The sequence below is a fragment of the Variovorax sp. EBFNA2 genome (genome assembly GCF_033802765.1).
Lineage (GTDB): Bacteria > Pseudomonadota > Gammaproteobacteria > Burkholderiales > Burkholderiaceae_C > Variovorax > Variovorax paradoxus_H.
On sequence record NZ_CP138496.1, the window covers coordinates 5,716,675 to 5,731,446 of the forward strand.

Annotated in this window: 12 protein-coding genes; 8 read left to right on the plus strand and 4 right to left on the minus strand. The window is 70.1% G+C overall.

Features of this window, described 5'->3' with window-relative positions:
- The first annotated feature begins 11 nt into the window (after nucleotides 1–11).
- From RZE79_RS26880 to RZE79_RS26915, 8 genes are all read left to right on the plus strand, one after another.
- Nucleotides 12–1,013 (plus strand): tripartite tricarboxylate transporter substrate binding protein, encoded by a 1,002-nt coding sequence (locus RZE79_RS26880; RefSeq protein ID WP_319357578.1) that lies wholly within the window; start codon nucleotides 12–14, stop codon nucleotides 1,011–1,013.
- Between the two features lie 49 nt (nucleotides 1,014–1,062).
- A complete protein-coding gene (locus tag RZE79_RS26885; RefSeq protein WP_319357579.1) occupies nucleotides 1,063–2,451 on the plus strand; it encodes a DUF1254 domain-containing protein in 1,389 nt (462 codons plus the stop codon).
- Nucleotides 2,452–2,456: 5 nt separating this feature from the next.
- Nucleotides 2,457–3,791, plus strand: coding sequence for a DUF1254 domain-containing protein (locus RZE79_RS26890; protein ID WP_319357580.1), 1,335 nt, complete (start codon nucleotides 2,457–2,459; stop codon nucleotides 3,789–3,791).
- On the plus strand, nucleotides 3,788–5,071 hold the full coding sequence (locus tag RZE79_RS26895) for an alkyl sulfatase dimerization domain-containing protein (protein WP_319357581.1): 1,284 nt from the start codon (nucleotides 3,788–3,790) through the stop codon (nucleotides 5,069–5,071). Before RZE79_RS26890 ends, RZE79_RS26895 begins: the two co-directional genes overlap by 4 nt.
- Nucleotides 5,072–5,096: 25 nt before the next feature.
- The gene (locus tag RZE79_RS26900) at nucleotides 5,097–6,098 is read left to right on the plus strand and encodes a tripartite tricarboxylate transporter substrate binding protein (RefSeq protein ID WP_319357582.1); all 1,002 of its coding nucleotides are present in this window, start codon (nucleotides 5,097–5,099) and stop codon (nucleotides 6,096–6,098) included.
- Nucleotides 6,099–6,225: 127 nt separating this feature from the next.
- Nucleotides 6,226–7,188, plus strand: a complete 963-nt coding sequence (locus tag RZE79_RS26905; RefSeq protein WP_319357583.1) for a helix-turn-helix domain-containing protein — start codon at nucleotides 6,226–6,228, stop codon at nucleotides 7,186–7,188.
- 69 nt (nucleotides 7,189–7,257) lie between these two features.
- On the plus strand, nucleotides 7,258–9,567 hold the full coding sequence (tynA, locus tag RZE79_RS26910; protein WP_319357584.1) for a primary-amine oxidase: 2,310 nt from the start codon (nucleotides 7,258–7,260) through the stop codon (nucleotides 9,565–9,567).
- Nucleotides 9,564–10,715 (plus strand): serine hydrolase, encoded by a 1,152-nt coding sequence (locus tag RZE79_RS26915; RefSeq protein ID WP_319357585.1) that lies wholly within the window; start codon nucleotides 9,564–9,566, stop codon nucleotides 10,713–10,715. The genes tynA and RZE79_RS26915 overlap by 4 nt, the downstream gene beginning before the upstream one ends.
- A 35-nt stretch (nucleotides 10,716–10,750) precedes the next feature.
- On the opposite strand, the gene RZE79_RS26920 is transcribed toward RZE79_RS26915, so the two are convergent.
- From RZE79_RS26920 to ruvA, 4 genes are all read right to left on the minus strand, one after another.
- Nucleotides 10,751–12,157 carry an aldehyde dehydrogenase family protein gene (locus tag RZE79_RS26920; protein ID WP_319357586.1) on the minus strand — a complete coding sequence of 469 codons (1,407 nt, stop codon included), beginning with the start codon at nucleotides 12,155–12,157 and terminating at the stop codon, nucleotides 10,751–10,753.
- Between the two features lie 119 nt (nucleotides 12,158–12,276).
- Nucleotides 12,277–13,269, minus strand: a complete 993-nt coding sequence (locus RZE79_RS26925) for a helix-turn-helix domain-containing protein (protein WP_319357587.1) — start codon at nucleotides 13,267–13,269, stop codon at nucleotides 12,277–12,279.
- A 35-nt stretch (nucleotides 13,270–13,304) separates the two neighbouring features.
- Nucleotides 13,305–14,201 (minus strand): hypothetical protein, encoded by an 897-nt coding sequence (locus RZE79_RS26930; RefSeq protein WP_319357588.1) that lies wholly within the window; start codon nucleotides 14,199–14,201, stop codon nucleotides 13,305–13,307.
- A complete protein-coding gene (gene ruvA / locus RZE79_RS26935; protein WP_056577514.1) occupies nucleotides 14,198–14,770 on the minus strand; it encodes a Holliday junction branch migration protein RuvA in 573 nt (190 codons plus the stop codon). The genes RZE79_RS26930 and ruvA overlap by 4 nt, the downstream gene beginning before the upstream one ends.
- Between the last annotated feature and the right edge of the window lie 2 nt (nucleotides 14,771–14,772).

Sequence of the window (14,772 nt, forward strand, 5' to 3'; positions counted from 1 at the left end):
GGAGACATCGCATGACGACGACATCGAAGAACGGCCTCTCGCGCGCACTCGGCCTGGGCGCGGCGCTGGCCCTCGCGGCAGGCGCGGCGGCGGCCGCGACGGAGGCGCCCTTCCCCTCCAAGCCCGTGCGCATCATCGTGCAGTACCAGGCGGGCGGCTCGACCGACATTCTCGCGCGGCTCGTGGCCGAGGGGCTGTCGAAGCGGCTCGGCCAGCCGGTGGTGGTCGAGAACCGCAGCGGCGCGGGCGGGATCATCGGCACCGACTACGTCGCCAAGAGCCCGCCCGACGGCTACACGCTGCTGCTCACGGTGCCGGGGCCCGTCACGGCGAACCTCGTGCTCTACAGCAAGCTGCCCTACGACCCGCGCACCGACCTGCGCATGGTGTCGGACATCGCCACCACGCGCACCGTGCTGGCGGTGCACCCATCGGTGCAGGCCACCGACTTCAAGAGCCTCATCGCCACCGTGAAGGCCACGCCCGGCAAGTACTCGATGGGCTCGTGGGGCTCCGGCACGCAGCCGCACCAGGTGCAGGTCTACATGGACAAGGCCTACGGCCTGCAGACGATGCATGTGCCCTACAAGGGCGAGAGCCCGATGGCGATCGACCTGATCGGCGGCGTGATCCAGATGACCGTGGGCTCCATCACCACGCTGCAGCCGTACATCAAGGCCGGCAAGCTGCGCCCGCTGGCCGTGGCCGGCACGCGGCGCGCCCGTGCGCTGCCCGACGTGCCGACCTTCGCCGAGCAGGGCTACGCCGACGAGGTCTACGCGATGACCGGACCGACCTCGCTGATGGCGCCGGCCAGGACGCCCGATGCCGTCATCGAGCGCCTGGGCCGCGAGGTCAGCGCGGTGGTGCGCCAGCCCGAGGTGAGCCGGCGCATCGAGGAGCTCGGTGCCGAGCCCGTGGGCAACCTGCCGCCCGAAGCCACCGCGGCCTACAAGGCCTTCCTTCCCGTGACGCTGAAGCTCACGCAGGCCACGGGCGTGAAGCTCGATTGAAGCGCCGCCCACCCCGATTTTTTCGAACCCCAGCTCCGAGGTATTTTCCATGAACGCTCCCGTCTCCACGCCCGACATCGCCGTCGCCCGCAAGGCGCTCGCCCGCTCCATCGGCCTGGCCGCCTTCGTCTATGGCTATCCGCTCACCGAGACCTACCGCACCTGCGCGATGCAGACCGCGCCGCGCGCCGAACGCCGCAGCGGCGCCTCGGCCGGCTCCGACGTGCGCGCGCCGATGAACACGCTGCACCACGCGCCGCGCCCGTCCACCGACCAGGACCGCGACGTGGTCACGCCGGCCAACGACCTGCTCTACACCATGGCCTGGCTGCACCTGGCCGACGGGCCGATGCTGCTCACGGTGCCCGCGTCGTCGCGGCATCCGGGGCGTTATTTCGTACTGCCGCTGTACGACGCCTACACCGAGAACTTCGAAAACCTGGGCCCGCGCAACTGCAACCCCGACGGCGAGACCGTGGTGCTCGTCGGCCCCGGCGGCATGGTGCCGGAATCGCTCGCGGCCCATCGCGTGGTGCGCTGCCCCACCAATCTCGTCTGGCTCATCGGCCGCATCCTCGTGGGCGATGAAAGCGACTGGCCGGCCGCGCGTGCGCTGCAGTCGGAGATCCAGCTCGCGCCCGCGCCCGGCACCGTGCTGCAGGGCCGCCCGGCCGCCATCGAACAGTGGGCCGGTCCGCACGAGGACGCCATGGCCGCCGCCTTCGAGCACGGCGAGCCGGCCGCAGACGTGGCGCCGCGCTTCTTCACCAACGTGTGCCACGCACTGGCCGAGGCGCCGGGCCGCGTGGAAGACCGCGGCCTCGTCGCGTGGTTTGGCCAGGGCGGCCTGCTGGCGAACGCGGCGTTCTCGTGGGACGCGCTCGAAGCACCGCTGCGCGAAGGCCTCATCGAAGGCTTCGCCGAAGGCGTACAGCTGGTCGGTGCGGTGGGCCGCAATCGCCGGCCCAAGCCCTGGTCGATGACGCCGGCCACCGGCCGCTACGGCAACGAGTTCCTCGGCCGCGCGCGCACCGCCTACCTGGGCTTGGGCGCGCTGGCCACGAGCGAGGCGGTGTACGCCGCCGCGCACCACGACGCCAAGCAGGAGCCGCTGGACGGCCAGCGCCGCTACGCGATGCGCTTCGAGGCCGGCGACCTGCCGCCTGCGGACGCGTTCTGGTCGGTCACGCTGTACGACACCGACCGTTTTCTCTACCCCAACGAGATCCGCCGCCACGCCATCGGCGACCGCACACCGGGCCTGCAGCGCAACACCGACGGCAGCCTCGAACTCGTGGTGAGCCACGCGCGCCCCGCCGATGCCGCCAACTGGCTGCCCGCGCCGGCCGGGCGCTTCTACCTGATCCTGCGCATGTACTACCCGCGCGAAGGCGTGCAGAGCTGGCGCATTCCGGCGCTGCAAGCGCAACAGGACTGAGCACGATGCAGCTGCACACCGACACCCTGCACGCCGTGGCCGAAGAGGCCGTGGTCTACGCCTACCCGCTCTTCGAGATGTGCCGCATGCGCGCGGCCACCTCGCCGCAGCGCACCGATGCCGCCGGCGAGGCGCCGCGGCCACAGCGCTGGTGCAACGTGTTCACGCACGCGCGCCAGCTGCTGCGCGCGGGCAAGAGCCGCGTCGTCACGCCGAACAACGACACGCTCTACACCAACGCCTGGCTCGACCTGGGCGACGGCCCGCTGGTGATCGACGTGCCCGACACCGCCGGCCGCTACTACGTGCTGGGCCTGCTCGACTTCTTCACCAACCCCTTTGCCCATCTCGGGCAGCGCCTCACCGGCACAGCGGCGCGGTCCTTCGTGGTCACGCCGCCGGGATGGCGCGGCACGCTGCCCGCGGCGTTCGACGCGCCGGGTGCGCGCATCGAGGCGCCCACGCGCTGGCTGTGGATCATCGGGCGCCTGCTGGTCGACGGCCCGCAGGATGTGCCGGCCGTCAACGCGCTGCAAGACGGCTTTCTCGTGCGCACGCTGGCCGACTGGCAGGCCGGCCGTGCCTCGAAGCCGCGCGCCTTCGACCCGGCCTGCGACCCGAAGGCGCCGCTCACTGCGGAGCACTTCGCTGCGCAGGTGAACGCGGCGCTGCGCGACAACGCGCCGCCGGCCGCTGATGCGGCGCAGCTTGCGCGCTATGCCGCGCTCGGAATCGGCGCTGGCGCAGGCGCGCTCGACGACGGCCAGCGCGCCGCGCTGCAGGCCGCGCTCGATACCGTGCTGCCGCGGCTGCGCGAAGCGCAGTCGGGCCGCACCACGGCCTCGGGCTGGGTGCAGATGCCGCTGGTCGAAGGAAGCTTTGGTGACGATCACCTCGCGCGCGCGCTGGTCGCGCTCAAGTACATCGGCATGCTCGAAAGCCGCGAGGCCACTTACCCGATGGCCTGGCACGACGCCGCAGGCGAGCCGCTCACCGGCCAGCGCCGCTACACGCTGCGCTTCGCCCCCGACGCGCTGCCGCCGGTCGACGCCTTCTGGTCGCTCACGATGTACGACGCGCGCGACTACATGCTGGTCGACAACCCGATCGACCGCTACGCCATCGGCGACCGCACGCCGGGGCTGCGGCGCGATGCGGACGGCGGGCTCACGCTGCACATCCAGCACGCGCGTCCCGACAGCGAGGCCGCGCTCGCCAACTGGCTGCCGGCGCCCGAAGGCAGCTTCTACCTCTGCCTGCGCGCCTACGTGCCGCGCACCGAACTGCTCGACGGCCGCTATGTGCTGCCGCCTCTCACCGCTACCAAGGATTCCGCATGACCGCCACCGTTGAAAAACCCCAAGCAGCAGCAGCAGAAGAAAAAGAAAAGCCCTTCCTCATCGTCGGCACCGGCACCGAGACCGTCGCGCCGGGCCTGCACATCCTGCGCGGGCAGGGGCAGTCGTTCGTGGCCGAGACCGACGTGGGTCTGGTCGTGGTCGACGCTGGCCCGGGCGGCTCGGTGACGCAGGGCATGATCGATGCGCTGCGCCAGCTCAGCGACGCGCCGGTGCATGCGCTGTGCTTCAGCCACGGCCACATCGGCTACAACGCCGGCGTGCCGATGTGGCTGGCCCATGCCGCCGCGCGCGGCGATGCACCGCCGCGGATCATTGCGCACCGCAACGTGCCGCGCCGCCTGGCGCGCTACGGCGAGACGATGGCCCTGCAGCACCGCATGGCCGAGATCCAGTTCAACCGCCCGCCGGGCTTCTTCGACCACCGGCTCGTGACGCACCCGCCCACCGAGACCTTCGACGACGTGCTGCAGATCGGCAGCGGCGAGCGCCGCATCGAGTTGCGCTGGGCGCCCTCGGAAACCGACGACGCGATCGCGCTGTGGAGCCCGGCGCAGCGCGTGCTGTACGGCGGCGCGGCGCTGATCGATTCGATTCCCAACATCGGCACGCCCTTTCGCACGATGCGCGACACGGTGCGCTGGGCCGACACGCTGGAGGCGCTGGCGGCATTGAAGCCGCGCAAGGCGGTGCGCGAATTCGGCGCCACGCTCGAAGGCGAAGACCAGGTGCAGCGCGTGCTCGGGCACACGGCGCGCGCGCTGCGCTGGCTGCGCGCCGAGGTGGTGCGGCTCATGAACGACGGGCTCAACGAGCGCGACATCCTGGCGCGCATCCGCTTTCCCGACGAGCTGTTCGCGGTCGACTGGATGAAACCGACCTACGGCGACCCCGGCTACATCGTGCGCGACATCTACCGCTCCGAGAACGGCTGGTGGGACCGTAACCCGACCTCGCTGCATCCGGCCGCGCCCGAGGCCATCGGCCGCGCGGTGGCCGACGCCATCACCGACAAGCGCGGCGTGATCGACCAGGCACGCACGCTGGCCGCAGCCAAGCAGTGGCAGCTCGCGCTGCACGTGATCGACCTGCTGGCCACCGCCGAGGGCGACGCGCTGGAGATCGCCGAGGCGCGCTCGCTCAAGGCCGAATGGCTGCGCGAGCGGGCGCGCGAAGTGCCCAGTTACGTCTCGCGCAACCTGTACCGCGTGGGCGCGGACATGATCGAACAAGGCACGCAGGCGCGCTTTGGCATCCGCTGAAGCCTTTCCATCGGAGACACGGACCATGACAACCACACAACAACACTTCCGCTTCGGCCTGCGCACGCTGCTGGCCGCCTGCTCCCTGGCCGCACTGGCAACGGCCAGCCACGCACAACAGGCCGACAACTACCCCGACAAGCCCGTGACGCTGGTGGTGCCCACCGCGCCGGCTGGCGGCACCGACACCATGGCACGGCTGATCGGCGACGGCCTCGGCAAGCTCCTGAAGCAGCCCTTCGTGGTCGACAACCGCCCGGGCGCCAACGGCATCCTCGGCAGCGAGGCGGTGGCGCGCGCCACGCCCGACGGCTACCGGCTGCTGTTCACCTACGCCGCGACGATGGTGGTGAACCCCAGCCTCTACAAGAAGCTGCCCTACGACCCGCAAAAAGACTTCGTGCCGATCGCGCAGGTCGGGCGCGGCGGCAACCTGCTGCTGGTGCGCAAGGACCTGCCGGTGAAGACCATCCAGGAGTTCGTCGCCTACGCCAAGGCGCGGCCCGACAAGCTCAGCTACTGCTCGTGGGGCGCCGGCTCGGGCGGCCACCTGGCGATGGAAAGCCTGAAGAAGCAGGCCGGTCTCGTGATGACGCACGTGCCCTACAAGGGCAGCGGTCCCTGCGTGCAGGACCTGGTGGGCGGCCAGGTGGATGCGGCGTTCGCCGACATCTCGTCGACCGTGGAGATCGTGCGCGCCGGCCGCATCCGGGCGCTGGCCAACAGCGGCCCCTCGCGCATCCCGATGCTGCCCGACGTGCCGACCATGACCGAGAGCGGCTACCCCTTCACCACCTACGCCTGGTACGGCCTGATGGCGCCGGCCAAGACGCCACCCGCGATCGTGAAGAAGCTCAACGAGGCCGTGAACCAGGTGCTGCGCGACCCCGCGGTGGTGCGCCGCATGTACGAGCTGAACTTCAACGACCTGCCGCAGAACACGCCCGACCAGTTCGCCACCACCATCCGGAACGACCTGCGGGACTGGGGCGCGCTGGTGAAGGACATCGGCCTGACGCTCGAGTAGGCGCCCCGGGCCGGCCCGACCAAGGGTAAGCAACGTGGTCGGCCGGCGGCGCTTCCCACACACTGCGCGCTGACAGGCACGGTTTCTGCTCATCGGTGGAGCGATGGCAACTGCGCCGGCGCGCACCATGACCGAGCTCCTTCATTTCAGCCGACAACTCACCACCGAAGCCCAGGCCCAGGCCTCGGGCGTGGGCACCTGGAAACAGCACTACGAGCAGCTCTCGAACGGCCGCTTCGAGGGGCTGTCCGAAGACCTGCACCTCGACTTCGTGCAGGTGTTCCACGAACACGCCAACCAGACGGTGCTGCAGCACGGCCTCGGCCGTCCGGGCGCGCTGTGCCTGGCCGTGATCGACGTCACGGCCCCGGGCAGCTGGTACTGCGGCCATGACCTCGACGGGCGGCGGCTCATCGCGCTGTCGCCGCAGCGCGAGTTCGAGCTGCTGGCCGGCGCCGGCATGGACCTGATGGCCGTGTGCGTCGACACCGAACCGCTGGCCGACCTGGCCGCCACGCTGTTCGGCCCCGACTTCGCGCTGCGCATGCCGGTGCCCGCGCCGGTCGAACATTCCGGCTTCGACGAGAGCGCCTTCACCCGCCTGCTCGGCGCCGCCCTGTCGCTGGCGCGCGACAACCTCGCGCAGCTGGAACAGCCGGCCGCGCGCCACATGCTGTCGCTGTCGCTGGCCGACGCGGTGCTGCAGTGCATGGGCTCCGACGCCTTCGAGGCCCGGCTGCCCGCCAGCTCGGCGGCGCGCCGCCACATCGTGGCGAAGGCGCGCGAGTACATGCAGGCGCACGCCGACGAGCCCATCAGCGTGCCCGACCTGTGCGCGGCCACGGGCGTGTCGCGGCGCTCGCTGCAGTACGCCTTCGAGGACGTGCTGCACCTGAGCCCCGTCACCTACCTGCGCGTGATGCGCCTGAACCGCGTGCGCTGCGAGATGCAGGCCTGCCGCGACGACACCATCGGCGACATCGCCGCGCGCTGGGGCTTCTGGCACCTGTCGCGCTTTGCCATCGACTACACGCGCCTGTTCGGCGAACTGCCGTCCGCCACGCGCGCGCGGTGGTTTGCCAAATCTTGATAACGCCCGCGCCGGCGGCGCTCTTAACTTCGCGGTTGTCCCACACAACATGCGAAGAAGGATGCAGCCATGCGCAGCAGTTTCCACCGAACGCCGGTCCGCGGGGCCGCGCGGCGTCTCCTGGGCACCGCCCTGGCCACCGCTTTGGCGCTCGCCCTCGGCACCCTGAGCACTGAGCCGGCCCGGGCCCACGGCGGCGCGGCCCACATGGTGCCGCTGAAGAAAACGGTGGAAGACTTCGGCGGCACGCTGCGCTGGGACAGCTTTGCCAACGTGTTCACCGTGGCGCGCAACGGCACGCTGGTGCGCCTGAAGCCTGGCTCGAAGACGGCGCTGGTCAACGGCCAGCCGATGCAGCTGGACGTGCCCGTGACGATTCGCAAGGGCGCGGCCTACGTGCCGCACGATTTCGTGAACCAGGTGTTCCAGTCGAGCCTGGACACCACCTTCGTGGTCGAGCGCGTGCCGAACCCGCTGAACCCGCTCACCGAGGCCGAGATCAAGACCGCGCTCGAGGTGCTGAAGGCCTCCGGGCGCTACAAGACCGGCCTGCGCTTCACCGAGATCAGCGTGAAGCGCCCGCCCAAGGACGAGGTCTGGAACTTCGCGCTCACCGGCCAGCCCGTGCGCGCGCCGCGCCAGGCGGCCTTCGTGGCGCTCGACGGCAAGAAGGTCATCGAGGGCACGGTCGACCTGGCGGCGCGCACGCTCACCGCATGGAAGCCCATCGAGGGCGCGCACGGCATGGTGCTGCTGGACGACTTCGCCACCGTGCAGACCGCCATCGAGGCCAGCCCCGACTACGCCCGTGCGCTCGCCACGCGCGGCATCGACGACGTGAAAAAAGTGGTCGCCACGCCGCTCACCGTGGGCTATTTCGACGGCAAGGATTCGCTGCGCCAGGAAGACCGCCTGCTGAAGGTCGTGAGCTACCTGGACGTGGGCGACGGCAACTACTGGGCGCACCCCATCGAGGGCCTGGTGGCGGTGGTCGACCTGGAACAGAAGAAGGTCATCAAGATCGAGGACGGCGGCCTCGTGCCCGTGCCGCTCAAGCCCACGCCCTACGACGGACGCGACCGCGCGCCCACGCCCGCGCCCAAGCCGCTGGAGATCACCGAGCCCGAGGGCAAGAACTACACGATCACCGGCCACACGATGCACTGGCGCAACTGGGACTTCCATGTGCGGCTCGACGCGCGCGTGGGCCTCGTGCTGTCCACCGTCACGTACAACGACAAGGGCACGAAGCGCAAGGTGATGTACGAGGGCTCGCTGGGCGGGATGATCGTGCCCTACGGCGACCCCGACACCGGCTGGTACTTCAAGGCCTACCTCGACTCGGGCGAGTACGGCATGGGCACGCTCACCTCGCCCATCGAGCCGAACAAGGACGCGCCGCAGAACGCCGTGCTGCTGGACGCCACGCTGGCCGACTACACCGGCGCCCCCACCAAGGTGCCGCGCGCCATCGCGGTCTTCGAGCGCTATGCCGATCCCGAGTTCAAGCACCAGGAGATGGGCAAGCCCAACATCAGCACCGAGCGGCGCGAGCTGGTGGTGCGCTGGATCAGCACGGTGGGCAACTACGACTACCTGTTCGACTGGGTGTTCGCCGAGAACGGCACCATCGGCATCCACGCGGGCGCCACCGGCATCGAGGCCGTGAAGGGCGTGAAGGCGCGCACCATGCAGGACCCCACGGCCGCCGAAGACACGCGCTACGGCACGCTGCTGGACCACCACATCGTCGGCACCACGCACCAGCACATCTACAACTTCCGCCTCGACCTCGATGTGGACGGCGAGCAGAACACGCTCACCGAGGTCGACCCCGTGGTGCTGCCCAACACGCGCGGCGGCCCGCGCACCAGCACCATGCAGACGGTGCAGCGCACGGTGCGCACCGAGCAGCAGGCGGCGCAGAAGTTCGACCCCTCGACCATCCGCCTGCTGAGCAACCCGGCGAAGAACAACAAGGTCGGCAACCCGGTGTCGTACCAGCTCGTGCCGTACGCGGGCGGCACGCACCCGATCGCCAAGGGCGCCAACTTCGCGAAGGACGAGTGGATCAACCACCGCCTGAGCTTCATGGACCGCCAGCTCTGGGTGACGCGCTACGACCCTGAGGAGTTGTTCCCCGAAGGCAAGTACCCGAACCGCTCCAACAAGGACACGGGGCTGGGCCAGTTCACGGCCGACAACCAGGAGATCGTGAACACCGACAACGTGGTGTGGCTCACCACCGGCACCACGCACGTCGCGCGCGCCGAGGAGTGGCCGATCATGCCGACCGAGTGGGTGCATGCGCTGCTCAAGCCCTGGAACTTCTTCGACGAGACGCCGACGCTGGGGCTGAACCGGCCTCCCGCGAAATGAGCGCGCCCGACGCGGCCATCGGCCGCTACGAAGACCTGATGACGCTGCCGCCCGCGCTGCAGGCGCCGACCTACCGCCACATGGACCGGCTCTACGCGACGCGCGCGATCCGGCGCGGCACGCACGTGCACCCGCTGCCCGAGGGCAGGCCGGTCGATGCGCAGCGCTTCGGCATCGACGGCTTCATGGCGCGCAACCACACGGCCGGGCTGCTGGTGCTCAAGGACGGCCACGTCGTGCTCGAGCGCTACGCCATGGGCAACGACGCGGCGACGAAGTGGCTGTCGTTCTCGGTCGCGAAATCGCTGACCTCCACGCTGGTCGGTGCGGCTGTGAAAGACGGCCACATCGACAGCCTCGACGACCCGGTGGTGCGCTACCTGCCCGCGCTGCGCGGCTCGGCTTATGACGAAGTCTCGGTGAAGCAGGTGCTGCAGATGAGCTCGGGCGTGGCCTGGAACGAGGACTACCTCGACGCCGACTCCGACCGGCGCCAGCTGATGCGCGTGCAGCTCACGCGCGAAAAGGGCGCGGTGCTGAAGTTCATGGCGCAGCGACCGCGCGTGGCACCGGCGGGCACGCGCTTCAACTACAGCACCGGCGAGACCTGCCTCGTCGGCGAGATTTTGGCCAGCGCGATCCGCCGGCCGATCAGCGACTACCTCTCGCAAAAGATCTGGGCGCCCTTCGGCATGGAGGCCGATGCGTACTGGCAGCTCGATGCGGTCGATGGCCAGGAGTTCACCGGCAGCGGCGTGAACGCGACGCTGCGCGACTTCGGACGCTTCGGCCTGTTCGTGCTCGGCGGCGGCGTGGCCGGTGGCCAGCAGGTGCTGCCCGACGGCTGGGTGGCCGATGCCACGCGCGTCGATACAGCCAGCCACCTCGCGCCCGGCACACTCGCGGGCTTCGAACCGATGGGGTACGGCTACCAGTGGTGGACCTTCCCGACCGGCGCGAAGGCGCTGCCAGAGCTCGACGGCGGCCTGTTCGCCGCGCTCGGCATCTTCGGCCAGCAGATCTACATCCACCCCAAGGAACGGCTCGTGGTCGCGATCCACAGCACGTGGCCGGCGCCGATCCATCCGCCGAGCCTGGTCGAGACCGATGCGCTGCTCGGCGCATTGACCGCCGCGCTGCGCAACTAACCAGAGCGTGGCGGGTGCCACGCTCTGGACTTTCCTCAGGAGAAGATCACCTGCGCGTCGGTGTACTCCTTCAGCCCTTCTTCCGCGAACTCCACGCCGAGCCCCGAGGCCTTCACGCCGCCGAAGGGCGCGTTGGGCTGGATGGCGCCGTGCTTGTTGATCCACACCGAGCCGCACTCCAGGCGTGACGCGATGCGCTTGGCGTGTTCGATGTCCTTCGACCACACGGAACCGCCGAGGCCGTTCTCGCTGTCGTTGGCGGCGCGGATGACGTCTTCGACATCGGTGTAGCGAATGATGGGCAGCGCGGGCCCGAACTGTTCTTCGTCGACCAGCGCATCGCCGTTCTTCAGGCCTGCAACGATCGTCGCGGGGAAGAACAGGCCCTCGCCGGGCTCGCCGCCGGTGAGCAGCTGGCCCTTGGTCTTCGCGTCGGCCACGAGCCGCGCGACCTTGTCGAACTGCATGCGGTTCTGCACCGGGCCGAGCACATTCTTCTCGTCCATGCCGTCGCCCATCGGCACCTGCTTCGCAAAGGCCGCGAGGTGCTCGCACACGTCGTCGTGGATGCTGGCGTGCACGTACAGCCGCTTCATGGCCGCGCAGGTCTGGCCGTTGTTGAGGAACGCGCCCCAGAACAGGCCTTCGGCGATGGCCTTGGGGTCGGCGTCGGGCAGCACGATGCCGGCGTCGTTGCCGCCGAGCTCGAGCGTGAGCCGCTTCATGGTGCTGGCGGCCGACTGCATCACCTTCTTGCCGGTGGCGCAGGAGCCGGTGAACACGATCTTGCGGATGACCGGGTCGCTCGCCATGTCGGCGCCGAGGTTCGACGTGCGGTCGTCGCAGCTCACGCTGTTGACCACGCCTTCGGGCAGCACCTCATTGAGCAGCTCGACAAAGCGCAGCGTGGCCAGCGGCGTGTACGGCGAGGGCTTGATGACGACCGTGTTGCCCGTGCGCAGCGCCGGCAGCACGTGCCACACGGCGATCAGCACCGGGAAGTTCCACGGCGTGATCGAGCCGACCACGCCCACGGGCTTGCGGAAGATCTCCACGTGGCCCTGCGCGTTGTCCTGCAGCACGCGCGACGGCAGCGACAGCGCTGCGGTGGCGCCGGCCCAGGCCGCGGCACCGCCCAGCTCCCAGCGCGAACCCAGGCCGTTGAGCGGCTTGCCCTGCTCCAGCGTGAGCAGGCGCGCCAGCTCTTCGGCGTGCGCACCGATCTTCTCGGTCACGGCGCGGCAGGCGGCAGCCAGTTCGTCGTCGGATTGGCGCGACCAGCTCGTGAAGGCCTTCTGCGCGGCGGCCACGGCGGCGGCGAGGTCGTCGCGCGAACCGTTCGGCGCGGTGCCGATCACCTGGCCGTTGGCGGGGTTGCGCACTTCGAAGGAAGCCGTGCCTGGCACTGCGCGACCGCCGATCGTCATTCTTGTCTCTTGCATTGCTTTGTCCTTGTAGGTTGACGCTGGAACGCGCCGCCGCAGGGCGGGCGCGCCAGGTCAATGTAGGAAAAGCAGGGGCCGGCGTCTTGGAGCCAGACGTCAGCGAATGGACTCAGGCGTCAGTGCGTCAGTGGTCCAAGCGCCAGGCGCCCCGGCGGCACGCCGTAGCGCTTGCGGAACTCGCGGTAGAAGAACGACAGGTCGTTGAAGCCGCAGTCGTAGGCGACCTCTGCGATGGCCGGCGCAGGACCGCCACGACGGGCTGCCGCATCGAGTGCGGCGCGTGCCGCCGTCAGCCGGATGTCGAGGATGTGGCGGCTCGGCGAAACGCCCAGCGCCTCGAAGGCCCGCTGCAGCAGCCGCGGCGACACGCCCAGGTGCCGCGCCAGCTCACCCGCGTGGAAGGCCGGGTCGTGGAACTGCAGCGCCACGTGGTCCATCGCGCGGCGCAGCACGCCCTCGCCGGCGTGGCGCGACAGCAGCGCGGGCGACTGCCGCGCGCGCTCGACCAGCACCGAACCGAACACGCCGAGAAAGGCCTCCACGAGGTGGTCGTCGTCGGACTGCCCGCTGTCGAGCATGCGCGCGAGGATGGCGCGCATCGCGAAGCCCAGCGCGTCGCCGCGCCGCACGCACACGCCGCCCTGCAGCGTGGGGCCGAAGCGCGCGAGCATGTCGGCGCGCGGCAGGTGCACCGACACCTGCTGCGAGCTGGCGCCGTCGTAGACGAACTCCGAGGGCCGCGCCGAATCGATCAGCACGATGTCGCCGGCCTGCACCGCGATCTGCTGCGCACCGTGGCACATGAGCGCGCCGCCATGGTCCTGGAACACGAGGAAGAAATGTTCGCGGTCGTCGCGCCGGATCGCCTGCGCATCGCGGTGCACGCGCTGCAGGTTCTGGCCGATGAGCGCCACGTCGACCCCGCCGGCGCGCCGCACCTCGATGCCGCCCGAGACGGTCTGCTGGCGCGGCATGGGCACGGGCGTGAAGTTGCCGCACACGGCCTGCAGGCGCGGGGCGACGAGCTCGAAGGGGATCTCGGCGCGCATCAATGGCGTGAGGGGGCCGCCGGTCATGCGCGCGGGCGAGTCGAAGAAAGAAGCGCTCACAGAGGGTGTCTCCTTGCAGGGCGCCGGGCCAGCGCTCAGTCCTCGTCCATGACCCGCGAGCGGCCGAACCAGAAGCCGAGCACGAGGCCGACCGTGCCGGTACCGATGCCGCACCACAGGCTCAGGAAAGTGTAGACGTTGTAGCGCCCCGGATGCTGCGCGAGCGCACTCGCCAGTGCGGGTTCGTTCAGGCCGCCGAGCCCGCGCGCGGCGGCGTAGTCGAAGCCGGCAGTGCCCAGGAAGTTCGGCGCCACGAGGATCGGCAGCGCCGCGAAAAACGGAAACCACGCGCCGCGCACCCGGCGCCAGCGCATCAGGATCGCCGCAACGAACAGCACGGCACCGATCACGACGGTGCCGAGCATGAAGGGCTGTCGCGCGAGCGGCAGCAGCCAGGGCCAGATCCACGGCAGCGGGTACAGCGGCCACTCGGCGCGCGGTGCGAGGCCGCCCGCCCGTGCGACGACCGACCAGCCCAGCGTGTCGAGGCCGCTGAACACCAGCGCCGACAGGCAGGCGATGGCCGCGACGCTCAGGCACACGTTGCGAAACGCAGACGCGCTGCCCTGCAGGAAGCCGGGCGACGGCTGCGGCGGCAACGCCGGTGACCGGGGCCAGCCCGACTGCCAGTGCCGCACGACGATCGACGCCGGCACCGGCGGCGGCGCCACGTCGCCGCGCACCAGCCAGTCGATGAACACGATGCCGACCGCGAAAGCCATGACCGCCGTGAGCCATGCGCAGACGCCCGGCATGTCGACGAAGCCGGCCGGCGTCAGCATCGGCAGCTGGCCGTAGGCCACGCCCGCGAAACCGTAGAGCCAGATGATCGGCACCGAGAGGACCATCGCCGTGTGCATCAGCACCGCGTCGGTCTCGGTCGACTCGTGGCGCAGCGCCTGCGCGCGCGACCACGCCTCGCGCCAACTCACTTCGCCAGGGCTTTCAGTGCCATCTTGATGCCGTCGCTCACGCTCGCATCTTTCGGCAGCGCCTTCAGCGCGAGCGCGGCTTCCTTGTCGCTGTAGCCCAGCGCCACCAGCGCCTGCAGGATGTCGGCCTGCGCATCGGACGCGGCATGCGCCGGCAGGCCGATGTCGGCGCCCAGCTTGCCCTTGAGCTCGAGCAGCAGCCGCTCGGCGGTCTTCTTGCCGATGCCCGGGATCTTCACGAGACGGCCCAGCTCCTGCGTGGTGATGGCCTGCGCCAGCTCGCCCACGCTCATGCCCGAGAGCAGGCCCAGCGCGGTGCGCGGGCCCACGCCGGTGATCTTGATGAGCTGGCGGAAGGCCGCCCGCTCCTCGGCGGTGCCGAAGCCGTAGAGAATCTGCGCGTCCTCGCGCACGACGAAGTGCGTGAGCAGCGACACCTTCGCGCCGACGTTCGGCAGGTTGTAGAACGTGCTCATCGGCACGTCGACCTCGTAGCCGACGCCGTTGCAGTCCACCACCACCTGCGGGGGATTCCGCTCTGCCAGCGTGCCGGTCAGTTTGCCTATCATGG